Annotated in this window: 24 protein-coding genes; 9 read left to right on the forward strand and 15 right to left on the reverse strand. The window is 40.3% G+C overall.

The window, feature by feature from the left end; all coding sequences use genetic code 11:
• Positions 1-36 precede the first annotated feature (36 nt).
• The 5 genes from HWQ42_RS31115 to thyX form a co-directional block, all read right to left on the reverse strand.
• Positions 37-363, reverse strand: coding sequence for a hypothetical protein (locus tag HWQ42_RS31115; protein ID WP_292818874.1), 327 nt, complete (start codon positions 361-363; stop codon positions 37-39).
• A gap of 346 nt (positions 364-709) precedes the next feature.
• Positions 710-1,045 carry a XisI protein gene (locus HWQ42_RS31120; RefSeq protein WP_292818876.1) on the reverse strand — a complete coding sequence of 112 codons (336 nt, stop codon included), beginning with the start codon at positions 1,043-1,045 and terminating at the stop codon, positions 710-712.
• Positions 1,033-1,449, reverse strand: coding sequence for a XisH family protein (locus tag HWQ42_RS31125; RefSeq protein WP_292733134.1), 417 nt, complete (start codon positions 1,447-1,449; stop codon positions 1,033-1,035). The genes HWQ42_RS31120 and HWQ42_RS31125 overlap by 13 nt, the downstream gene beginning before the upstream one ends.
• A gap of 96 nt (positions 1,450-1,545) precedes the next feature.
• Positions 1,546-2,451: an Rpn family recombination-promoting nuclease/putative transposase gene (locus tag HWQ42_RS31130; protein ID WP_292818878.1), complete on the reverse strand. Its 906-nt coding sequence runs from the start codon at positions 2,449-2,451 to the stop codon at positions 1,546-1,548.
• Between the two features lie 101 nt (positions 2,452-2,552).
• Entirely contained in the window at positions 2,553-3,275 is a 723-nt protein-coding gene (thyX, locus tag HWQ42_RS31135; RefSeq protein WP_292818948.1) for an FAD-dependent thymidylate synthase, read from the reverse strand.
• Positions 3,276-3,550: 275 nt separating this feature from the next.
• Between thyX and HWQ42_RS31140 the strand changes: the two genes are divergently transcribed.
• Positions 3,551-3,766 (forward strand): chlorophyll a/b-binding protein, encoded by a 216-nt coding sequence (locus HWQ42_RS31140; protein WP_099101899.1) that lies wholly within the window; start codon positions 3,551-3,553, stop codon positions 3,764-3,766.
• 145 nt (positions 3,767-3,911) lie between these two features.
• On the forward strand, positions 3,912-4,493 hold the full coding sequence (locus HWQ42_RS31145) for a thioredoxin family protein (RefSeq protein WP_292818882.1): 582 nt from the start codon (positions 3,912-3,914) through the stop codon (positions 4,491-4,493).
• Between the two features lie 101 nt (positions 4,494-4,594).
• On the opposite strand, the gene HWQ42_RS31150 is transcribed toward HWQ42_RS31145, so the two are convergent.
• On the reverse strand, positions 4,595-5,107 hold the full coding sequence (locus tag HWQ42_RS31150) for a hypothetical protein (protein ID WP_094348271.1): 513 nt from the start codon (positions 5,105-5,107) through the stop codon (positions 4,595-4,597).
• 774 nt (positions 5,108-5,881) lie between these two features.
• On the opposite strand from HWQ42_RS31150, the gene HWQ42_RS31155 reads away from it, so the two are divergent.
• A complete protein-coding gene (locus tag HWQ42_RS31155) occupies positions 5,882-7,096 on the forward strand; it encodes a type I restriction endonuclease (protein WP_292818884.1) in 1,215 nt (404 codons plus the stop codon).
• A 180-nt stretch (positions 7,097-7,276) separates the two neighbouring features.
• Here HWQ42_RS31155 and acsF read toward each other — a convergent pair whose 3' ends face one another.
• The gene (gene acsF / locus HWQ42_RS31160; protein ID WP_292818886.1) at positions 7,277-8,353 is read right to left on the reverse strand and encodes a magnesium-protoporphyrin IX monomethyl ester (oxidative) cyclase; all 1,077 of its coding nucleotides are present in this window, start codon (positions 8,351-8,353) and stop codon (positions 7,277-7,279) included.
• Positions 8,354-8,399: 46 nt separating this feature from the next.
• Here acsF and HWQ42_RS31165 point away from each other — a divergent pair, with 46 nt between their 5' ends.
• Together HWQ42_RS31165 and HWQ42_RS31170 are read left to right on the forward strand one after the other, a co-directional pair.
• Positions 8,400-8,594: a hypothetical protein gene (locus HWQ42_RS31165; protein WP_292818888.1), complete on the forward strand. Its 195-nt coding sequence runs from the start codon at positions 8,400-8,402 to the stop codon at positions 8,592-8,594.
• A 500-nt stretch (positions 8,595-9,094) separates the two neighbouring features.
• Positions 9,095-9,592, forward strand: coding sequence for an NINE protein (locus tag HWQ42_RS31170; protein ID WP_292733119.1), 498 nt, complete (start codon positions 9,095-9,097; stop codon positions 9,590-9,592).
• Between the two features lie 77 nt (positions 9,593-9,669).
• Here HWQ42_RS31170 and HWQ42_RS31175 read toward each other — a convergent pair whose 3' ends face one another.
• Both HWQ42_RS31175 and HWQ42_RS31180 read right to left on the reverse strand, forming a co-directional pair.
• Positions 9,670-10,362, reverse strand: coding sequence for a DUF2996 domain-containing protein (locus HWQ42_RS31175; protein WP_292818890.1), 693 nt, complete (start codon positions 10,360-10,362; stop codon positions 9,670-9,672).
• A 289-nt stretch (positions 10,363-10,651) separates the two neighbouring features.
• On the reverse strand, positions 10,652-11,716 hold the full coding sequence (locus HWQ42_RS31180) for a DMT family transporter (RefSeq protein WP_292818892.1): 1,065 nt from the start codon (positions 11,714-11,716) through the stop codon (positions 10,652-10,654).
• A 256-nt stretch (positions 11,717-11,972) separates the two neighbouring features.
• On the opposite strand from HWQ42_RS31180, the gene HWQ42_RS31185 reads away from it, so the two are divergent.
• A complete protein-coding gene (locus tag HWQ42_RS31185) occupies positions 11,973-12,335 on the forward strand; it encodes a hypothetical protein (RefSeq protein ID WP_292818894.1) in 363 nt (120 codons plus the stop codon).
• A gap of 231 nt (positions 12,336-12,566) precedes the next feature.
• On the opposite strand, the gene HWQ42_RS31190 is transcribed toward HWQ42_RS31185, so the two are convergent.
• Both HWQ42_RS31190 and HWQ42_RS31195 read right to left on the reverse strand, forming a co-directional pair.
• Positions 12,567-12,779 carry a hypothetical protein gene (locus HWQ42_RS31190; RefSeq protein ID WP_292818896.1) on the reverse strand — a complete coding sequence of 71 codons (213 nt, stop codon included), beginning with the start codon at positions 12,777-12,779 and terminating at the stop codon, positions 12,567-12,569.
• Positions 12,780-12,842: 63 nt separating this feature from the next.
• Positions 12,843-13,715, reverse strand: coding sequence for a D-alanyl-D-alanine carboxypeptidase family protein (locus HWQ42_RS31195; protein ID WP_292818898.1), 873 nt, complete (start codon positions 13,713-13,715; stop codon positions 12,843-12,845).
• A gap of 384 nt (positions 13,716-14,099) precedes the next feature.
• Between HWQ42_RS31195 and mnmG the strand changes: the two genes are divergently transcribed.
• The 3 genes from mnmG (at position 14,100) to HWQ42_RS31210 (ending at position 19,715) form a co-directional block, all read left to right on the forward strand.
• Positions 14,100-16,022 (forward strand): tRNA uridine-5-carboxymethylaminomethyl(34) synthesis enzyme MnmG, encoded by a 1,923-nt coding sequence (gene mnmG, locus HWQ42_RS31200; RefSeq protein ID WP_292818951.1) that lies wholly within the window; start codon positions 14,100-14,102, stop codon positions 16,020-16,022.
• 437 nt (positions 16,023-16,459) lie between these two features.
• Positions 16,460-17,821, forward strand: coding sequence for a hypothetical protein (locus tag HWQ42_RS31205; protein WP_292818900.1), 1,362 nt, complete (start codon positions 16,460-16,462; stop codon positions 17,819-17,821).
• 916 nt (positions 17,822-18,737) lie between these two features.
• Positions 18,738-19,715: a bestrophin family protein gene (locus HWQ42_RS31210; RefSeq protein ID WP_094348262.1), complete on the forward strand. Its 978-nt coding sequence runs from the start codon at positions 18,738-18,740 to the stop codon at positions 19,713-19,715.
• Positions 19,716-19,815: 100 nt separating this feature from the next.
• On the opposite strand, the gene HWQ42_RS31215 is transcribed toward HWQ42_RS31210, so the two are convergent.
• From HWQ42_RS31215 to HWQ42_RS31230, 4 genes are all read right to left on the reverse strand, one after another.
• The gene (locus tag HWQ42_RS31215) at positions 19,816-20,436 is read right to left on the reverse strand and encodes a hypothetical protein (protein ID WP_292818902.1); all 621 of its coding nucleotides are present in this window, start codon (positions 20,434-20,436) and stop codon (positions 19,816-19,818) included.
• 29 nt (positions 20,437-20,465) lie between these two features.
• Positions 20,466-21,830, reverse strand: coding sequence for a tRNA (N6-isopentenyl adenosine(37)-C2)-methylthiotransferase MiaB (gene miaB / locus HWQ42_RS31220; RefSeq protein WP_292818904.1), 1,365 nt, complete (start codon positions 21,828-21,830; stop codon positions 20,466-20,468).
• A 149-nt stretch (positions 21,831-21,979) separates the two neighbouring features.
• A complete protein-coding gene (locus tag HWQ42_RS31225; protein ID WP_292818906.1) occupies positions 21,980-22,543 on the reverse strand; it encodes a retropepsin-like aspartic protease in 564 nt (187 codons plus the stop codon).
• Positions 22,544-22,908: 365 nt separating this feature from the next.
• Positions 22,909-23,682 carry a nucleoside phosphorylase gene (locus tag HWQ42_RS31230; RefSeq protein ID WP_292818954.1) on the reverse strand — a complete coding sequence of 258 codons (774 nt, stop codon included), beginning with the start codon at positions 23,680-23,682 and terminating at the stop codon, positions 22,909-22,911.
• Between the last annotated feature and the right edge of the window lie 82 nt (positions 23,683-23,764).

Here is a 23,764-nt window from a genome sequence, read left to right on the forward strand (position 1 = left end):
ATTACCATATTTTGGGTTATTTTTATCGGATTTTTCTTAACATTCAACACTTTTGGTATTAGATAAACCATCTTGTAAAAGAGATACTTTTGGAACTATATGACCAAATCTAGATTTAGGCAATTTAAACGCTTCGGCCGTCTCAATAATTACAGTAGCTCCTGGTTGTAGAGATATTCTGCCATTATCTAATAAATCAGTTTTACCTGATTCTCTATGATCCCTGTATTCATCGCCAACTTTTAAATCGTAAGTTACATTACTAGAGTCTGTATTACGAATTTGTTTGGCATCAAGATTTTGTATAAATATTACGTTTCCTTCAAGACCACCAGCTTTTTCATATTCTTCCGCAGTTTCCACTACAGTTCTGTTACTACCATCCAATATAAACGGGATAACACTCATCTTTTTGTCAAGCTTAAAAAACTGTCATCTATTATACTGTTATATTTAGTAACCTTAGTCTATCAAACAGAATTCAGAAAGAAAAATTGTGCTATAAGCTACGTAATGTAGCAGTGCAAATACTAGCTCACCTAGAAATTGTTACGCTGGATAAAGTCTAAGGCATTCAAAATAAAAGTTTGAGTTTTAAATTGTAACGTAACTAGTAAAAATCTAATCTCGCTCTATCTAGACACTGCTTTTCATAACATTGTGCGATCGCTCTAAATCATACCCAAAAATCGAAGTGCGATCGCTTGCTTTATCCCACTGCAAATTCTGTCAGCTTTCGCATATAAGGAGGCTGATAAGCCAGTACTATATCTTGCTTAGGAATACCATATTCTATTAATTCATTAGCCACGCCAATCTCAGTTCCATCATACTGAATCCAAATCTTACAATCTCGAATATCTAGATGAATTAAACAGCCATAAACCCGACGACGATTTTCCCAACCCGTATTCACAACTTGATAATGATCTTGTTGTACATCAAAAATAGTTTGCCGTTCGATTTCACCATAGGCAGGTTTAATTTGAGCATGATTTGCCAAAACTTGCTGGATGATTTCTCTATACTTTGCTAGTTTATCCATTGTACAATTACCTCATTTTCCGGGTCAAATACTAGCAGTTTCAATTGATATTCATGAATACTCAGTTGTGGCAATTGCCGTGAGAAAAAATCTTCATAAGTTGCTAGCGGAACAGCTAAATAGAGAACTCGCTCTGGTTCTTTTAGTTTTAGTGCTACTCGATAATTTAAACATTGTCCTAAAGCTGTATGAAACTCAGAAATCGCAGAAGGAGCAACAAAACTCTTGATTTCTACAGCAATTCTTTCGTCTTGTTTTTGGGCAGCAATTAACCGTTCTGCACCCAGATCGATTTGCAATTGTCCATCTGCTAAATCAATAGACAGTGGATCGTGTGTAATTGTCCAGCCATCTTTTTGCAAAGCCAATCTAACTAAATTATGAAAAATATCTCTTGCAGACATTCATTAAAATTTTAAGTGTAATAACTCGAAAATTTTATAGTCTAAACTTTCATCATATTCTAGCTCTCAGGCAGGAGTTGGAGCGATCGCTTTATCCTACAAAACATTCCGTAACTCTTGAATTGTATTTGCTACAACAATTCTGCGTAAAATCTCTTTCAATTGCTCTAAGTCAGAAATTTGCGAAATTTGCGACATCAACTCCAAACCATCGCTGCCAAATTTCGCCTCTAAACTTGTTTCAATGCTAGAGATTATTCCACGTACTTCTCCTCGTGCTTCTCCTCGTGCTTCTCCTCGTGCTTCTCCTCGTGCTTCTCCTTCTGCTTGTCCTCGTGCTTCTCCCTCACGTAAAATTTCTTGATACCAAGGTGACTCTCTTAAGACTGTCATATCCCACCTCATGATTTCCTGAACTAAAGTACTTTCTAATACAAAGGTTGCAAAAAATGCCAGAACTGTCTCAAGTTGATTTAATTGCTCATCAGCACGCAGCATTCGCAATGCTTCCCTAATTGTAGACTCGTTTTCTCCGCCTTTGAGAATTGGTACAAAGGGAAGCAGCGACGGTAACGGCGTCTCAAAAGCAATATTTACGTCAACTTCCCAAAGGTTGATTACGCGGTAATCTTGAATTGCCCTTAACCCGATAAAATTGGATGCAAAGCTTGTAGGTATTTCGCTGTTGCTGATTTTGAGAATATTTATCAGTACAGGGTAAGTTTGTAGTTTATATTTCTCTTCCGCAAGAGCAGCATAAGCACGCATCCGACGCGGCATTTCTGATGTGTGGCGTAATTGTAACTCATTGAGGATGAGAAATTTCCCGTATTGGGGACTTTCAGCCTGAATTACAACATCGCTTTGTCGGCTAATCCATTGGAATTCTGTATTTAAGATTTCGCCTGTAACAATGTCGGAAATTCCTGTCACCCATTTTGCCCAATTATTTGGTGCAAGGCTGATTAATTTTTTAGTGCTAATATCGACAGCTTTGTTCATCAAAAAAAATAGATGCGATCGCCCTAAATCAAACCCAATAAATCCGAGGATAATCGCTTCGCCTTATCCTACCGCAAATTATGTCAACTTTCAGCCATTATCTAAGGTGCTAACCTGGCTTTACCTAGACGCTGCTTTTCATACCATTGTGCGATCGCAGGTGCCCAATCTTCAAAATGAGGCCACATCATTTCACACAACTTTTGAATTTCAAGTTGAGCATCTTTCTTATTTCTCAGGTCGCAAAAATGCAAGAAAGACCTTAAATTAAAACTAACTACAAAATGCTGGCGATAGTCAAAAGGCACTTTACCTCTGGCGTGTTCTTCAGACATTCCACTCTCAAAATCAGCTTTATATCGTTTAGCTGCTTCTAAACACCACTCCAAATCTGCTGTTCGTTGCTCTGGTGAATAGTGATACTTTTTGCCTTGTCTATCAGTGTAATAACCAACGGGACGTAGATAAAAAACATCTTCTATGTCTTTCTTGCCTTCTACTACGTCAATAAATTGGTTGCCTGTATATCTAAAAGATTGCACATCAAATGATACAGAAACGCGATGAGTCCGCGCCTGCTGCATTACGCTGTGGGGAAAGTAGCCACAGTTGAAAACAATCTGGGGATGCTCTAAAGGCCCATAGTGTCCCCTCTCACCCGCTAAAAGCCGCTTAACAATAACTTCGCCGCTTTGTGACTCCGAGGGCCACAAGTCGCGCTCATCAAACACGAACCCATCAGTATAGTCCTGGTGCATTGCGGCATAAATCACCTGCTGCGGGTTTGGTGTTTTGGCAATAACCTCTACTCGAAATCGATGCATTAGCTGTTGGGGAATGGATTTGTGAGGTAGTTCGCTCTTCTCCCAAAGGGAGAGGCTCACACTAAGGAGGTTTCCCCCATGAGAAACTACCGTGATTGAAAGTGCTTACGCACAAGGAGCGGAGCCTGTTGCTTAGACATGGCTTTGAACTCGATTCATCATCATATCTTTTCTCTGGCTTGCTTGGACTACTACGTGATTAGATTAAGATACTTTACAAATATTAATAACTTTGTTACAGTTATTTACATAAAGACGAAGACAGGGAAAAATCCATGCGTACAAACACTGCTATAATTGACGACCAAGGCAAACTGAACAACTTTGCGATCGAGCCAAAAGTTTATATAGATGAGCAAGGCGATCGCACTGGTTTCACTCCCTATGCAGAAATGCTCAACGGTCGGTTAGCAATGATTGGTTTTGTCTCTCTCATAGCATTAGAAGTATTCACAGGACACGGTATTGTTGGTGTTTTGGCAAGTCTGTAAAAACTAATTTATTTAAAATAAATCTCAAAAAATGTAAGAGACGGTAAATTTACCGTCTCTTATTTTATGGAAAACTTAGTGCTAAAGTGAAAATATACTGATAACAAAAGCCGTTAGTTATCAGCGTAAAAATATTGGGTGAACTATGGCTTTAGCTACTTCAACTATGTTGCCACTAGGCACTAAAGCGCCAGATTTTAATCTACCGGAAGTAGTATCTGGAAAGGCAACTTCACTTTCTACCTTTGCAGAAAAAAAAGCACTATTGGTAATGTTTATTTGTCGGCATTGCCCGTTTGTAAAACACGTCCAAAACGAATTAGTGCAGTTAGGAAGAGATTATTTTACAGGTGATTTAGCGATCGTTGCTATTAGTGCTAACGATGCAAAGAATTACCCAGATGATGCGCCAGAGTCGTTACAAGCCTTTTCCACAGAACAAGGTTTAAATTTTACCTTATGCTACGACGAGAGCCAGGAAACGGCAAAGGCTTACACAGCAGCTTGCACACCAGATTTTTTTGTATTTGACGATCAACGCCAACTTGTTTATCGGGGACAATTAGATGATAGCCGCCCCAGTAACGGTAAACCTGTAACAGGTGCAGATTTACGCGCAGCCATTGAAGCAGTGCTAGCGGGTAAACCTGTTACAAGTGAGCAAAAGCCGAGTGTTGGTTGCAATATTAAATGGAAACCTGGAAACCAACCCAGTTATTTTGGTTAAGAGGGATTGGGAATTGAGATTAGGGGAGAGGTGACAGGTGACAGGTGATAGGGAATAATCTATACCCTGTAAGCTGTTATCTTCTTCACTCCCCACACCTATCAATGTTTAATTTCCAAATTCAGTATGTAGCATCCTAATTGGACTTTTTCTGCCCACAATTCATATTCCAGTCGCAAATTCTCCGGCAAAGGATGTCCGTTGAGAGTTAGGCTACGAGTAAAATTTCGTAAACGTATCGGATCGTTAGGTTGCAATGACTCAGTTGGCAACCAATAGCGACTAATGCCATAGACACCCTGTTCCCAAAAGTGACGGTAACTCACTTGAGCGTTACCTTGCATAGTCATGATGACTCGGTAAGGGGAAATCTCCAGCCACAAAATTCTGGGACTGTTAGGGGCGTAAGCTTTGCTCTTGCTTTGAGGAAGTGTGTCTTCTGGACTTATGACACTCTCTACTTCGCAGCTAATTAAAGGCGGTGCGGTCATCAGTAAATGAAATCGATCGGTATCTTTTTGATACAATGTCGCGGCAGTTTCGACAACAGACCAGATCGGTAGGTCAGTGGAAATCAGTGATAAGCACACGGGCTTGCGGTGATGGGTCAGCATGGGAGCGATAAGGGCTAAAAGCTATTGAACAAAGTGAAATGAACACTCTAGCTGTCTAATAGGTCTGGCTAAGAAACTAAATAGTAAAGCAGGCTTAATATTAATGAATCCGTTGATTTGTTAATAAGCTACACAAATCTGGATGAAACAGGTAGAATGTCAGCTTACACAGCAAAAATGGTACTTTTATCTAGAGAGTGCTAATTCGTAAGTAAAGCTTGTAAATATTCTAAGGCTATAGCCTCAAAACAGTGGTAGTCGTTTTAGATGCTAAAAACCTTCTTCAGGGAGACTTACCGTAGATTAGAGTAAGTTTCATACAGCCAAAAGCAATAGGATACTAGGAAGTCACCAGAAGCGACAAACTAAGTCGCTGATGAACTTCCGGTGTATTTAAATGCCAGTGTATCCTAATGTCGGCTTCTGTTATATCCGTAGAAACTCACGAAAACCTTTCTCACCAAAATATTGCTGAGTAAAAAGTAAAATTCATTCACTCAGCAATATTTTGGTCTGCCCATTGCGCGTCTCGCAGAGGCTGAAGCTTCATAAAAAATCATTCTGATTTATTTTTATTCATTACTGATGCCATTGCACCTGTGAACAAGTCATGAGTGTTACAGGCTGGTACTTATTTGGGAATACTTTTATAGGAGTGATAAGAAAGGCGATCGCACTAACACTTTCAATCCAAATCTACTACGTCACCTTACAATCACTCTTATTTTACAAAAAAACCTATCAATACTCACCAATCTACCTGGAGCAATCAAGATGGCATTCACTGAAGATATTACCAAGCTATCTGAACAAGTGCGTAAGCGGGCTGACCAAGTTGTTGGTGAAGAATCTACTAAGATGGCACTGATTGTTCCTTTTTTGAGTGTTCTTGGCTACGATGTCTACGATCCTAGTGAAGTAATACCGGAATACGTGGCAGATTTTGCTATCAAAAAAGCAGGGCAGTTTGAAAAGGTAGATTACGCCTTAGCTATTAACGGTACTAAAGTTATGCTCGTAGAAGCAAAAGCCCGTGGTCAAAAAGCTGAGGCACATGATGGACAATTGAGCAGATATTTTAATGCACTTTCGACAACAAAAGTAGCTATCGTCACTAACGGTATTGAATACCGTTTTTTTACAGACTTGCGTGAAACAAATGTCATGGACAAGGAGCCATTTTTTACTTTTAACATCCTGGAATATGATACCAAAGATATTGATAACCTCAAATTCTTTCACCGTGATAATTTTGAGGTTACAGCTATTACTAACCATGCTGAGGAAATGGTTTATGTAAAAGGCATGACTCAACTTATAGGAAATCTTTTACGTTCTCCTTCTGAAGAATTTGTTCGCTTTTTAGTGACTGAACTTGGTACAGTTGCTCCTAGTTATGAAATTAAAGGTCGAATTACTGGTAAAATTATTGATAAATTCAAACCAATTGTTAAAAAGTCGATTCAGGGAAGTTTAGTAGAGTTAATGACTCGCTCACTTACTCCAGTAATAGATCAGCCTGTTGAAACTCCAATAGACATAGATATTGAAGCAGGGGATATACAACCAGATCCTCAAGAATCAAAAGTAGTAACAACTGCTGAAGAAATCGAAGCTTTTGAAAAAATTAAATCAATTACGCAAACCTCAACGAGTTACAATTATCAACTCCAATACAAAGATACTGTTTCATACTTTGGTATCAATCTTGTTGGCAAAAGTACTTGGTGGTTTCTGCGGCTATATCTGTCTTCGCAGAAAAAAAGTTTTATTGTTCGACTAAGTGTAGATGAAGTAAAATCTCTAGCTTCAAACTTTGAAGTGCAGGAAGTAACAGCTTCTCTGGGAGATGCCGCATCAAAAGTAATTATTTCCTCTATCAGTGATTTAGATAAGCTGACATCACTGATTCTCAGATGTTACGAGGCAGAAGCAGCCAAGCATCAAATATTGACTCCAAACTTAATCAGAATGGAAAAATCAGCTTAACTCAAGGTATCTACTACAAAACTACACCTAAGCAACTATCTCCGATTTTTGCCTGCTAATAAATTAGCGAGCGCACTACTAATTGTTTGACATATCAATAATCATTGGCTTGGAAAAAGGACAAAAAAAGTGGCTCTGCAACCAGCAGAACCACCAAAGTTTTCACAAACCTTTTATAAATTAACGAACTGCCCCTTGAGCAGAAACAGTATCAATCGGTTTCATCAGGTACAGCCGCAATAACTGCCAGCCGTTGGAGATGTAAAGCGGCAGTTTTTGGAAGATTTGCAGGAATTTGGGAGTGCTGGAGTTAGCGATCGCACCCAACTTCTCGTTATTGCTTATACAAACATCCAACCGCTCATAAAACTCTGGATTCTCTACATCCAGCATCAACGGGAACACCCGACCTGCGTTTTCGTTGGTCTTCTTAATTACATGGATATCGTATTCTCGCGCATCCAATCCAAGGGTGGCATAAAAGTCCTTGCGTTGGATGTCATTGAGGTACATGGTCGCAAACACTGATAATAGGAAGAACCGACTCCATAGCCGTGCTTTCCAATCATTCAACATTTGCGGCTGAGATTTCATGATCGCATCAAAGAAATCGCCGTGACGGTTTTCATCCTGACACCAGTTCTCAAAGAACCGGAAGATTGGATAAACCCGATCTTCGGGATGTGTTTCTAAATGGCGATAAATGGTAATATAGCGCCAATAACCGATCTTCTCAGAAAGATAAGTAGCGTAGAAGATGAATTTCGGTTTAAAGAAGGTATAACTGCGACTCTTAGTCAAAAACCCTAAATCTAGGGACATATTAAAGTCGGACAAAGCTTTGTTCAAAAAGCCAGCGTGACGCGCTTCATCCCTTGACATCAGGTTAAAACACTCTGCCAAAACAGGGCTTTTTCCTTTCAAGCGACGACCAAGTTCTTTATACAGCAAAAAGCCGGAAAACTCTGCTGTACAGGAACGTTCTAGAAATTCAACGAATAACTTGCGAGTTTCCCCGTCAATATGATCCCAGGATTGTTCAAACTCGGCATCCCGAACAAAGTGGTGGCGGTTGTAGTCAGTGCGGAACTCTTCGAGAATGGCTTGTAACTCGTCTTCGTTGACGGAGATATCCATCCGTGCCATTTCATCAAAATCGGTAGTATAAAACCGAGGTGTTAACAGGGTTTCTTTTGCCGGGACTTTAATCCCTGGCCGGATTTCTTCAAAGCCTGGTTTTTTGAGGGAATCTACCATGTCTTGATTTCTCTTTCGTCTTTATTATCTTAAGTAGACCTTTCAGGTGACGCTCTTACGTCCCTACCGCCACGGTAACGGCAGTTCCGGGGAGCCACTGCGGTCTTGGGGTCTCCCCAAGTGGAGCAAGTGGCGTGGAAAACCCTGTTGGTGTGAGCCTCTCCCTTTGGGAGAAGACCGGACTGCTTCACCAGAAATGCTCTGGGAAACCGTAACAGCCCACAATAATCCAATTGTATAAAGTTCAGTCTACCAAGGTGCGGGTGAGAAATTTATAAGCAAAACATTAAGAGTTGCAACAATCATTCAATATTTACGGAATCAAAAATCGCGGATTGGTAGTCAAATAAATATAGTTCAGCAAGCAGCATTATCTCGTTTAAGTGGAGTAGCACTCACCTCTTGATTCTCAAAGCACTACTATCTCAGTAATTTTCTGTGGTTGTTACTACAATAAATTCATGGGGTTCTATTAATACGTTGGGCATCTTAAAATTAACAATCCATGACTAGCATAATTACTGAATAAATCTAAGTACTTTAGTTATTTTTTGCATCTTTATCAATAACTATAGATTAGACAATGCCGACAACTTCAAATAATAACGCATTGTTTATTACGAAAATTGTTAGAAAGCAACTGGTGCAAGAAGTAAGTCTAGTTATTAGAACTTGGTATAAAAAATAGTCCGAAAAAACCATTTTAAACAACAAGAGTAAATCCAAAAGGTTGAAAACAAGATGAATCTTGAAAACAATCAGCAGCATAAAGACCGACTTCTTGTCTCTTATATCTTGTGTGCAGTCGGATTTATGGGGGTGGGAGGATTGCAGCGTTTCTACAATGGCAAGATCGGAACTGGTTTGTTATGGCTGTTGACTGGTGGCGTGTTTGGTATAGGGCAGTTTGTGGATTTGTTCTTTATCCCCAATATGGTTGACGAATACGAACATAACCTGAGATTAAAAGCGGGTGTATCTCCCTTTGGTGTGCCGTTGAATCAAGCAGTAGTTGCTTCTCAAGTCCATCGTCCAACAGGCAACCAACTCATGATGAAACTGATTGAAGCAGCGGAAAGCAAGGGTGGTATTTTAACTGTCACTCAAGGGGTGAAGTTTACAGGAGCCAGCTTTGCTGAAGTGGAAGCTACTCTCAAAGAGATGTACAAATCAGGTTATGTGAAAATTGATAACGACCCCAATACTGGAGCCGTTACCTACCATTTTCACGAACTTTAATTATTAGTCATTTGTCCTTTGTCCTTTGTCATTAGTCATTTGTCCTTTGTTAAAAACTAATGACTAATGACTAATGACTAATTTCTACCTAACCACTTTTGACCGTCTAAACGCTGAACTAAGCCAAATACCAACAAATCGAGGGTAATTTTGCGCTCATCGATTAAGAATGACTCAAGAGTGCTAGGTTTTTTGCCTTCATTACAAGAAAATCCCTTTTTTCCTTGAATATCTTCATCGGGGAAATACAGGTTAAATTGACGCTTACCAATTTCTGACCAACTGCCGATAATTTGCCAGCATTCTTCGGCAGATTCAAAGCCAGTGATTGGCAACTTCTGCTTGGCAAAAGACACCTGTAAATCTTGCACGCCTTTTTGAGCGATCGCTTTTTGTAAAGCTGGCAAGTAGTCTTGCTCAATGAACTCTACAAATGGCTTATCTTCAACAGATGGGGCTTTTTCCTTTTTGGCGGCTTTAGCTGCGGCGGGTTTTTCTGCTGTTGCGTCAGCGGCAGGTTTTTCTCCTGTTGTGGCTTTAGCTGCGGCTGCGGGTTTTTCTCGCTTGGGTGGTACAGCAGTTGGTTTAGCAGCTTTGGGACTATCTTCGGAGTTTGCAGCTTTAGGATCTGGCGCGTTGGCAGTAGGAATATCTGTGGCTTCGGGTGAGTCTGTACTAGGAGCGTGTTCTTCAGCCACACTGGGAGCTTGCTTGTCAACAGTGCTGGGAGCTACTTCTCCCGCTTGATTGTGATTGGTTGGGTCTGCCATTGCTCAGGTCAATCCTTTAATCTAGCTTTGGGAGCGATCGCTCACCTTGATGTATCGGGTATTTTTATTTTGACATACTACTACCGCTGTGCAGAATTTGTAATTTGTATTTGTATTTGTAATTTGTAATTTATATACCGCAAGGGTTTCATTTATTTGGGATGGGTGGTTTACTTGCAATACTGTTCGGTTAAGGTAAGAGACGCGATGAATCGCCGTCTCTACAATATTCAGTCTTTTGTCTTGACGGCGATAAATCACATCTTTAGCGATCTAGAATTTTCATCCTTCAAATCCCTTTGAATCCCATACCAGTTTCTACCTGTTGCTGTGCTGGAGTAGAATTTACCTTGCCGCTAGAAGTCTGACGCCTGGTACCAACTTGACTCAAGAATATACCTCCTAAAATCAAGCTACCGCCAATATATTGAGGTCGGGTAGGGGCTTCACCCAAAATTAAATAGGCTGCTATAATTCCCACAATTGGGCCAAATGAGCTAATTAGGGAAGCTGTAGATACAGTGGAAGTTTTCAAGCCTTTAACCCAAAAAGACTGACCTACCACCACAATCAACCCGCCATAAAGAAACATCCACTGCCACAAGAATGGTGAGAGAACATCAGCAAAATGATCCTTGCCATAGAGAACTAAAGCAATGAAGAAAAAGATTACAGTCCCAAGTGCAGTCCGAAAAATGCTATAGATTCCCAAAGGAATCTGCGAAAGGTGTTTCTTACTAATAATCGTAGAAGCGGCTATGGCTACAGATGCTACTGCGGCCAAAAATTCCCCTATGCCTAAACCGAAACCTCCCATATTCATCATGGTTTCTGTTGAAGGCTGAAGGATAATAGTTAGGATAACGCCAACAAAAGCTGCAATCGCACCAATAAATTCCCAAATATTTACCCGTTCTCTCAATAACCAGACTGATAAAGCCAAAGTTAGAGGCGGTTCCAAGCGTCCCACCAAGATGACATTGTTCACCCCTGTAATTGCCAGTGCCTGGAAAATTAAACCAGGGGCTAACGCTCCTGATAAAATAGCCACTGCTGTTAGACTGACCCAATCCTTCCTTGAGAGTTGCTTCAAAGTAGCTTTGTTCCATTGCCGCCCATAGATTAGGATCAGAAGTATCAAAGCGCAAAGGTTTCCCACAAATAAAACATTACACAAAGAAATCGGATTGCGTAGCTTGCCGCCGTAGGCATTGCTGATAAAATGTTGAGCACCAATTTCTGTTAGTTTTCGGGTAACAGCGCTAGATGCTCCAAAAATTAGCATTGCTAGCCAAAGATATGTTTGTCCTGAAATTCTATAGATTTGGCGATGTGGTCTTTTGGGTCTAGTCACAATAACATCACTGCAATGAAAGCATTGCTCATCATATTAAGTTCCCCTCACGCACTTCAAAATGAGGTTTTGTTGAGAAAATACTTAAATTATCCTGTGACTTTGGGCAGCCATGATTAGCTGAGAAAATGCTGAGAATTAACTAAATTTTCTCCAAGGATAAATTCATGAAAATAGTGGCTTAGTTTCAATAAGCTCTCACTGCCACCTGAGATGCTTGGGATGTTCAGGATAAAACAAAGAAGAGAAGAAACAAATGAAACTTGTACCCTTACTTACAAGCGTAGCCTTGGTTGGTTTTTTCACAGTTTGGGACGTACCATTAAAGGCGATCAATCCTTCATTAGTGCAGGCATCAGCAGCCGAAGAAATGTCTATAGCACAAAAACTAGACTTGCTTACTAAGAGTAAAGGTCAAATTGGTAGTGGCGATCAACTACGTCGTTTCTTCTTTGCTGACTTGGAACCAATCGGTATCCAAGTAGGTGGTGCAGGTCATGTAGTTAACCTTTATAACAAAGCTAATGATGTCACATTCGCTTACTGTTCGCATTACGATGTGATTGTAGCGATTAAAAAAGGTAAGGTAACTAAATTTGAACCCAGCGAAGTGAAGTAATAATAAATCCATTTTCTAATTAATATTTTGCTGAAACTAGAAGAGCAATTTGATTGCATCTAGGTTGCAATATATAACGATAAGACCGGAGCAACAGAAACGTCTCCGGCTTTGTGCTGTGCGTCTACGCTATAGGAAAATTTGGATTTAATCCTCCATAAAAAGTTATTAAGTTTCTGGCATATAACGGTGTGTAGTTGAGTGAGATACAAAAACTTTGCTGAAATGATTTTACAGCAAGGACTTTGGTGTTCTTATCCAATCGATAACCGCTATAATTAGGTTAAAGATAAAAATATTAAATTTTCGCAGCATTAAAGCTAAATCATTGTTGAGTTTACTTAAGTTATGTTGCAGAATTAGATATACTTCCTGATTTTGATAAGTAGCTCTTAATAAATCAATTAGGAAGTTTTGCTCCTGGTTAGCAGCTTCATTTGGCATAGCTAAATTCCTGACAATACATCTTTTAGGTTAGTATTTCCAAGTTTTCATCCTATTGAAAAATCAAAGCGGCGTCATCCAATAAGTAATGCCTCGAATAGCTTGTTTTTTAAAACCAAACAAAGGTAAATTCTCTTCAGATAGACCGACATAAGTCCAATGTGGAACATCGTTTTCTACAGTTTGAAACCAACCATTTTGATTAAGAGCTTTTCTCTGCTCTTTACTACCTACGCGTAAATCAATGGCTAATCCCCAGAGATGTTGTGAAGTTCCGGGGGGTGCAACTAAACCGAGAATTTTTGTATCTTTACCTTGTTGAACTTTTGCTAAAACTCGATCGTTAGCATATTTGTGCCAAAATCTTAAATTCGTGTTGAAAGTGCGAGTACAATCACCAGAACCATAACCAGATTTTAGCGGAATTTGTTGCTGAATTCGTGCTTTGTTTAAAGCATCAGCCGCCGATTTTTGTAAATAACAGTCGTTAGTGCCATCAACATGACCCATTGTAAAAGTAGCTTGAAACTCTTGGGTTTCTTGTTCATTAGCAAAGATATCTTTTGGCGGTAGTTTAATCCCAATGTCGGGATTTACGAATACTGCACCATAGCTTCGCAGCAAAGTATATTCATAAGTACCAGGCTGGGGAATTGTGGGTAATTTTCTAGCGATCGCAGATAAAAAACGCTGTTGAGCATTTAATTTTGGGTCGGGAATAAATGGTTCTGATGTTGTATTTTTAGAGGTATTTATACAAGGTAATGAATTATTACTCAAGCATCCTTGTAAAGGTTGAGCAGTTATAACAACTTTGTGGTGGGTAATCTCATTGCTAGCGACTAATACAAAGATCATCAATATAACGATACTGATGAAACTTGTCTTTCTAATAAACCTAGCAATATTTTTTTGATTTCTGAGGGTGAGTTTCATTTTAAATAATTGCTTGGTGATTTAAGAATAAAATTAAGAATGTTTTAGGCGGTATTGATTATTCATGACTTAAAATCACAGATAGTTTATCGACATTAAACGATTGTTTAATCGAAATTAGATAAAATATTTAATACATGCCCGTTATAAATTAATTTGTGCTGGGTTAACGCTCTGAACAATAGCTGCGATCGAAAAACCGGAATGTTGTCACAAATTTTAAAAAGATGAGATTTTTGACTTACTACTAAACTTAAAAAATGGAACCTTACTTTTAATTGAGTACTAGTAAGTTTGATAACTTTTTTATCAGAAAGTTACATCCATGAAACCACTGGAACAGTTAAAATTGAAAAGAACTCTAAGCTTGCCGATCCTGTAAGTATGACCATGCACAATTCCGTTGAATTCCAAGACGCTTTTGATGTCATAGTCGTCGGTGCAGGTCACTCCGGTTGCGAAGCAGCTCTCGCCTCTGCACGCCTCGGTTGTCGTACCCTGTTATTGACGCTCAATTTGGATAAAATCGCTTGGCAACCTTGTAACCCAGCAGTGGGTGGCCCGGCGAAATCCCAATTGACCCATGAGGTAGACGCACTCGGCGGGGAAATTGGTAAAGTAGCAGACCGCACCTACTTGCAAAAACGTATCCTCAACTCTTCACGGGGGCCTGCTGTTTGGGCATTACGCGCCCAGACAGACAAGCGCGAATATGCAGCGGTGATGAAAAATATTGTTGAGAATCAAGACAACTTGACAATCCGCGAAAGTATGGCAACAGATTTGGTTCTGGGTACTAACGGTGAAGTCATCGGTGTTGAAACTTATTTTGGTGTAGGGTTCCAATGTAAAGCAGTCATCTTGACAACCGGCACCTTCCTGGGAGGCAAAATTTGGGTTGGTAACAAATCAATGCCAGCCGGACGTGCTGGAGAATTTGCGGCTGAAGGATTGACACAAACCCTAAATCGCTTGGGATTTGAAACCGGCAGACTTAAAACTGGAACTCCAGCACGGGTAGACAAGCGATCGGTAGATTATAGTAAGATGCTCATCCAGCCAGGGGATGAAGATGTGCGCTGGTTTAGCTTTGACCCGGATGTGTGGGTAGAACGGGAACAGATGCCTTGCTACATCACCCGCACAACCACAGAAACCCATCGCCTAATTCAAGAAAATTTGCACCTGTCACCAGTTTATGGCGGTTGGGTGGAAGCCAAAGGGCCGCGCTATTGTCCCAGTATTGAAGATAAGATTGTGCGCTTTGCCGATAAGGAAAGCCATCAAATCTTTATTGAACCGGAAGGAAGGGATATACCCGAACTTTATATTCAAGGATTTTCTACAGGGTTGCCAGAAAATTTGCAGTTGCAAATGTTGCGGACTCTCCCCGGTTTGGAAAAATGTGTGATGCTGCGTCCCGCCTATGCAGTGGAATATGACTATTTACCAGCAACTCAGTGTTACCCCACACTGATGACTAAAAAGATTGCCGGACTGTTTTGTGCTGGGCAAATTAACGGCACTACAGGTTATGAAGAAGCTGCGGCTCAAGGGCTGGTGGCGGGAATTAACGCCGCTCGATTTGTTCGCTCTCAAGAAATGATTGTGTTTGCTCGCGAGCAAAGTTACATTGGGACGCTAGTTGATGACCTGTGTACAAAAGACCTACGGGAACCTTACCGGATGCTCACTAGTAGGTCAGAGTACCGATTGCTATTGCGTTCTGACAATGCCGACCAACGCCTGACACCCTTGGGACGGGAGATTGGTTTAATTGACGATCGCCGCTGGGATATGTTTACCAAAAAACAGGGTAATATCACCACAGAAAAGCAAAGATTGCAAGCCACACGAGTTAAGGAACATGATGAAATTGGAATAGCGATCGCATCTGATACCCAACAAGCAATTAAAGGTTCAATTACCCTCAATGACTTGTTGCGGCGTCCAGGATTACATTACGTTGATCTCGACAGGTTCGGACTGGGAAACCCCAACCTCAACCGGGCTGAGAAAGAAGGCGCAGAAATTGACATCAAGTATTCTGGCTATCTCGCTAGGCAACAAAATCAAATTGACCAAATTGCCCGCCAAGCTCACCGCCAGTTACCTGGCGATTTAGACTACACAACAATTGATACTCTTTCTAAAGAGGCACGGGAAAAGCTGACTCACATAAAACCACTCACCCTTGGTCAAGCTGCACGTATAGGTGGTGTAAACCCAGCGGATATTAACGCCTTATTATTATATCTAGAATTGCGTAGAAGCAAGAGCCAGTCAGAGTTTCCAGCGTTAGCTTAACACAAGCTTGATAAAGACTGAGTATAGTAGTAGGGAGAGAGATTGGTATGATAGATGACATAACTATTAGTACTGGCATCATCAACAATCCCCAAATGAAAGTTGAGTTTAATACCAACACTCAATCAACTTATCTTAATCAGATGGGGGATTGGATGTTTCATTATTCAGGAGGCAGGAGGCAGGAGTAACCCACGCACAACTGCATAGGATTGGGGCAAGACCGGATGCGGAGTGGCTCCTCTGTTTGGATCTTGCCCGATACATCTCAATACAATTCTTCTTTTTAAACAGGGTAATTACCCAGGACTAAAGTTTTTATTCATACTTATTTCTTTCAGTAAGAACTGCCCTCTACCTGCTGCCTCCTCTGATAATCCTAATTTCCAGGCAGTAGGGGTGGCGTTTCCTCGTCCAAGCAACAACCCAGAACGTCTATGTTACAAGAAGCCAGCACCCGTCTCATAGTACCAGAACCATCAGAAGACTTAATCACCAACGAGCCTTGGTCGATAGAAAACTATGCTGATGGCTTAATGGATGAACTCTTTGCCGATATCGACTACATTCTGGATGCTAGTGGTAATCTCCCTTCTCAAACTGTTAGGCACAGTAATCAGAACAGATCGAGCCACTCTGTTGCTGGAGTTTACGCCCAAGGTCAACGCCAATCGCCTCCAGAATACGTACCTCTGCAAACTGTTACAATACCACAGATTATCTTACCGAACACCCGGAATCAACCAGTACAGTCAGTTGCTCAAGATCGCCACAAGCAATTGAGTACCGTTGTATTTGACACCGCCACCGTTAAACCAATTAGTAGAAAGCGTCAGAAAACTAGTTCGGTTTTGGGCAAACTGCTGATTGTAGGAACAACTTTAGGCATGGCGATCGCTAGCACGATCTACTTGGTGCAGTCTGGAGTCGTATATCTTTTAAATACCAAATTGCCCGAATCAGCGCTTTTATTGCCGCAATCGCAGTCACGGTTGCCAGTAAAAACAGAAATAGAGGCAGAGTTAGTTGACTATATGCTCCAAGCGCTGGCTGTTATAGATAAGCAAGGAGCAAAAAGCAATCAAAAATCTTTCAATCCAGGATTCTCCAGTCAGGCAAATACTAACCAAATAGCCCTTGGTCGTGAACAAGCAACTGGTAATCTACCAGCACTTCCACTTTTAGCTAACAATACACTACCAACCCCCAATCGTTCTGGAAGCGTTGTTGAGCGCATCTATGTCCCCGTTTATCAAGCGCCGTCACCAATGCGCTACGCCCTTCCAGCCATTCCAGGGACTCCCACACTTTTACCACAAGTTGCCAGTGCGTTACGGGTATCTCAACCTAATGTGGTGAAAACTGCCCTGAATACAGTGCGACAAGCTGCCAAGCCTGTAACTGTTAATATGTTAGCTGCGGCTGTACGAGCCGAACTCAAACCGGTGGCAGCAAAAACTGCACCAATTACCGTGCGCCAAACACCCAAACCTCTGCCTGCATTACCAGTAGTTCCATTGCGTGCTGCACTCGCACCAGAGTCAGAACCAACTATTACCCAGGAACAAGTATATCCGGCAACTGCGATCGCAGAGGCTCCGAGTAATACCTTAGAGGGATTGCTAGAGTTGGGCAACAAATCTGCCGCTTTATTTAAAATTGATGGTGTGACTCGCCGCATCAATATGGGTGAAAGTATCGGCTCAAGCGGTTGGACACTAGTAGATGTCAGTAATGGCGAAGCAGTCATCCGACGTAATGGCGAAGTGCGATCGATTTATGCAGGCCAGAAATTATAAATTTTTTAACCCAATGCCTGGTTGAGGAGAGTTTGAAGATTAAACTCATCTATCACCATTAATAGTACTGCGATCAGCAATAATTGATTGAAATAATTTGATCGCGTCAAATAGTTCTCTGTCTCTGTCTGCACTGTTAGGATTGCCTGCTGATATGTAGCCTAGCTAATGCGATCGCACCTTAATAGTTTTAATATTATCAGCTTTATTGATAGCAAGATCGCTTTTACCTCCAATAGACTCTAGTAACTATTGAGCGATGATTACTTTTTTGAGAATTTGCCGATTGATTTCGGTAACTTTCATACTTTCAATACAAACTTGTGTAAATACTGTTGCTAAATCTTTATTAAAATAAATTTAGACTAAATCATCTAGTAATGATATAGTTTTGTCCTTTTAAAAAGTAATTTGCATAACCCTTCACTCAATAATAGTTTTTCTCAAAACGGATAGCTAAAATTGGGTAACTCTCTGGCTTAATATCAAATTTCATTGGGTTTATCTCCTTTTTTAACTTGAGAGTTACGCATTCGCTACACTGTTATTAACCCAAATGCTTAGGTGTAGTCCGTCGTAGACATCGCTCTGTCGGTAAGAAAAAATAAATATTTACTGTAAATAGCTGGAAATTTTGTCTAACTATCTCATAAATCAGTGAAAGACCACAAAGTTTAATCAATATAAGCAGAAAATCAGGTTTGTGGTGAAGAATTGGAAGACAGTATTGAATTTCCCTACCTAAAGATGGTTCACAGAAATAAATTTCAATGTTATAACTATAACTTGTGTTTATTATAGTTACACTATAGTGACTATTTGGAAATCTACATTTTGCATATATCTTGCTTAAGCAAGATATATTTAGCTAAAACAGTTAGTTTGCTAATTGATGTAATCCTCAAATCTTACCAATATGAAACAACCTAACTATTTTCAAAATAATTCTAAAAACTCTTTAAGAGACAAGTATCATCTTTACAAAGGCGAAAAGCTGAACTGGCTTCAAGTAACTCTTCGGCTTGAAAGGTCAATTATCTCTATTATTCTTCCTTGGGTAATTTTTTGTACTATATATGGTACTTTCATCTCATTTTTAGCTCATTTGGGATTACCAATTGCATTTTCAGATTCCAGCAATATTCTTACCAATGCTGTTTTAAGCTTTAATATTGGCTTCACGTTACTATTAGTTTTTCGGACGAATACAGCCCATGATAGATTTTGGGAAGGTCGTCAACTATGGGGAGCTTTAGTTAATACATCGCGTAACTTAACTCGGGGAATTGCGATAATAGTTAAAGAGAAGACACCACAAGATAAATTAGAAAAGGAAGCAATGCTTCGGTTAGTAACTGCTTTTGCAGTTGCAATGAAGTTACATCTAAGATCGGTGCCTTTAGACACTCAGTTAGCATCATTAATGTCTGAAAAACAATATTTACACCTCCAAGATAGCGATCATCCTCCACTACAAATTGCTTATTGGATAGGAGATTACTTGCAGTATCAGCATGACCGAAATTGTCTAAATGTCTATCAATTAACTACTCTGCATAATTGTGTAGATGATTTAGTCGATATTTTAGGTGGTTGCGAACGCATTTTAAAAACGCCGCTACCTTTGATATATACTATTAAACTCAGACAACTGTTATTAATTTTCTGTCTTATATTACCTTTGGAAATTGTGAGCTTTTTAAATTGGTGGACTGGTATAGTAATGGCTTTTGTAAGTTTTACATTATTAAGCATTGAACAAATTGGCTCAGAAATCGAAGAACCTTTTGGGTTTGATCCTAATGACTTACCTTTAAATACTATTTGCAATACAATCTCCAACAATGTTGAAGAATTAATCAGGCTTACTTCTAACAATGTTCGTTCTTATTAAATCTATCTATAAATAAGTTTTCCCAGTCAACTTTTGATGATAATGGAAAGGTTTTTTCTTTATTAAACATATAAAATGCTTGGCTGAAAAATGCGATCGCTTAATAAATAGTTCGCCAAGCTTTCACCGTCCCTTTACCAATTTCGCTATCAACAGTTTGACCTCCTTCTAAGACTAGTCTGATATCTAAATTCTCATCGGGAGCATTTTTCAAAGCGGTGGCTAATTCTTTACTGACAGCAAACGTGCCGGTTGAACCGTCTAATTGAAAAACTTTTTCTCTGACCTTGAGCAAAAGCTTATCTACTTTTTTAGTCGTGACAAATCTAAGATAGTCAGGTCTGGGATACACACGACCGGCAGTGTAGAAAGAAGACCTTGCTTGACCCGAATTTACTGTTACGAGTACTCGAATACTCGAAGGTGTCCACAAACTAATAACTTGCGTTGAACCCTCACGAAATAAATAACCACCTAATGAATTGCGGTCGAAAACTCCAACAAACTCTCCTTCAAAGGGGTCTACAATTTTTACGGCTTTCGACCAAGGCACATCCATATCGGGGGACAGTCCAGCCGATTTGACCATTGGCAAATCGCTTGATGCTTGAGCAAGAATAGCTATTTCTTGAACAGTGAAAGCAGCACAAAGTTGAGGGGAAATTACAGCCAAGCTAGCCCCAAAAAGAAGAACTGGAATCGTTTGCGGTAACTTCATCATAAGTCAGGGGTATAATCTTCAAATGGTTCTTACTGCAAAACAGTTTGCCTCACTTCAACTGGTTCACCCGTCAAGCTAAAAGGACGAACTTCGGTAATTTTTACCTTTACTAACTGCCCTTTGAGTTCTTTGATGTCACCGCTAAAAAAGGTCAAACGATTACCGCCAGTGCGTCCCATTACCTGGGATGGATCTTTAGGATTTTGGTCTTCTACTAAAACTTCTTCAATGCGTCCAAAGTAACGTTGCGATCGCTCTGCTACTTTCAAGTTTCCCAGATGATTGAGTCGTTGCAGGCGATCGCTTTTAATTTCTTCACTCAGTTGATTGTCCCACAAAGCTGCGGGTGTCCCTGGACGCGGCGAATATGCTGCTGTATTCAACATATCAAAGCCAATATCTTCCACCAGTTTCAGGGTATTTTCAAACTGTGCTTCTGTTTCCCCAGGAAAACCGACTATTACATCGGCACTGATGGAGGCATCTGGCATATACCGCCGAATGGTATCGATAATCCGGCGATATTTCTCATGGGTATAACCCCGCGCCATCGCCTTTAAAAGTTCATTATCCCCAGATTGAAAAGGAATGTGGAAGTGTTCGCACACTTTAGGTAACTCAGCACAAGCTTGAATTAATCTCTCAGTAAAATAACGAGGATGGCTAGTAGCAAATCTTAATCTTTCAATCCCCGGCACATTATGGACGTAATAAAGCAAATCTGTAAAGTTGTTGAGATGTCTACCTTCTGCTGTCACTCCAGGTAAATCTCTGCCGTAAGCATCAATATTTTGTCCGAGTAGAGTAATTTCTTTGTAACCTTGCCGTCCTAATTCTTCCATTTCAGCCCGGATAGCTGACGGCGTGCGAGATTGTTCGACACCGCGCACATTAGGAACTACGCAATAGGTGCAGCGTTCGTTACAGCCGTAAATCACATTCACCCAAGCGGTCACTGTACTATCTCGTCGCGGCTGGGTGATATCTTCAATAATGTGAACTGCCTCGGTTGCGACAACTTGGTTGCCTTCAAACACTGATTCCAACAAATCTTTCAGACGGTTGGCGTGTTGTGGCCCCATTACCAAATCTAATTCTGGCACTCGCCGCAACAACGCTTCTCCTTCTTGTTGGGCAACACAACCAGCAACGATGAGGGTTAAATCAGGCTGCTCATGTTTACGCTTTGCTTGTCTGCCAAGATAGGAATATACCTTTTGTTCAGCATTATCCCGAATGGTGCAGGTATTGTAGAGAATTACATCTGCATGATTCGGATCTTCACACCACTCAAAGCCCATGTCTTCCAAAACGCCAGCCATGCGCTCTGAGTCAGCTTTATTCATCTGACAACCGAAAGTAGTAATGTGGTATTGGCGTTTAGAAGTGGTCATGGGCAATTCTGCTGAATCAGCGTAATGTATGTAAGGTTTATTTCTATTCTATAACGCTCTTAAGCTGCTTCAGGAGTACTGAGTATCTTCCCTCAGATTCCTTTTGATATTTCCATATAAAAACCTTAAGAAGTTACAAGCTGCAAGCATTAGCGGTGATGAAATTCAACCTCTTTCTCCAAAATCTTGATGTCATAGTTGCCAAAGAAATCGTGACCTAGTAGGCCGATGCTTGCTTTTGGTGCGATCGCTACCTGAAGATTATTGGCTGTAACTCCACCTACTGCAATAGATTTTACCTTACTGGTTGAAAATTTTACTTCACTGCCATCAGCAATTTGGGCTTGCATTATACCTGTAGCCTGTAGTTTCAGTGTATTCGCCATATCTTGAGTGATAATGGTTCCACTAGCACCTGTATCTACAATCATTTCAAAAGTTTTTTTGTCGTTGAAGGTGACATCAATCACAGGAGTTCCGCCAAAACGGCGTTTGATTGAGACTCGAAAAACTTTATTGTCTGAAGGTGCGGCTATGATATTGCCACAAATTCTTCCCAATCCAACGGTTTTCCCAGAGGAAGTTATCATGTAACACGCTCCTGGATCGTCTGCTGTTGCCTGATGAGAGAATGCTAAAAATATCAGCGTCGGCATTAGTGCGATTGCAGCTAGGTTAACGGTCGTCATCCAACGCTTCCAAGCATTCTTCATGTTATACTGCTCTCCAAATTTTGTGATTACTCTTATATAGCTAAACTCGTTATTTCGGTTGTAAAACATGATATTAAAAGCACAGATTTCTAATATAAAAACTCAGCATTTATTAATTAAAAAATAAAAAGTCAAATTTTCTCTGCTTAAAACGAGATATCCTCAACCAGTTTTTGTAGTTTTAATTTAGCTGATAAAGTTTTATATATAATGTGTCTCAATAAAGATGAATTTGCATTTTACTCAATACATTTTACCTAAAATTACTGATTGATAAATTAAAGATTAGATAAAGACATGATAAAAATACTTAGAGCAGATTAAATCTGACATACTAAGACATTGGATAAAATAAATTTGTTAGCTTACTCAATGCTTGCGACTGCATTTATAGCAATTGCGATCGCATTTTTAACAGCAACATCTCTTTGTTCTAAAATGATATTTTCACTATCAGTACGCGAAGCAACTACACCGCAAATAGCCGCAGCCGCAAAATTATACACTCCTGCCATTTTGAATAGTGTGCCGCATTCCATCTCGTAATTCAAGATATTCAAACGCCGATATTCTTCTGTAATGCCATGTAGCGATCGCATTAAATTTGGATTGGCGGAATCAGTGCGTTCTTGTCCTTCGTAAAAAGTATCAACTGATGCCGTAATTCCGATGTAATGTTCAACCTTTAATTCTCGTGCGGCTTTAACTAAAGCAACTGTAAGAAAAGGATCGGCTGCGGCTGGATACTCCACAGGTGCAATATCATTAGCTGCACCTTGACGACACAATGCTGCCCTGCTAATAACAACGCTACCGACTGGTATATAAGGTTGAATGGAACCGCAAGTTCCAATGCGAATAATTTGCCGGATTCCTACTTGGATTAACTCATTGACGACAATACTTAATGAAGGCGCACCCATACCACTTGTAGCTGATAAGATGCTGCAACCATTCGGTAAGTATCCCACATAGCTATTGAGTCCGCGATTTTCTGACAACATGCGGACATCTTGTAAATAAGTTTGGGCAATTAAGCGCGATCGCTCCGGGTCGCCAGATAATAGAGCAATGCTGGGAGGCGATGAACCTAAATCATCTTGCCCAAAGCCAATGTGATAAAAGCGTTTATTTGTCATATAGTTGAGATTAGCGAGCGCCATAACACAATACTATGCTAGGGCGATTTTTAGTTTAATTTGAAGCTAACTTTTAGACCAA

This window comes from Nostoc sp. JL23, from assembly GCF_017115065.1.
Lineage (GTDB): Bacteria > Cyanobacteriota > Cyanobacteriia > Cyanobacteriales > Nostocaceae > Nostoc > Nostoc punctiforme_A.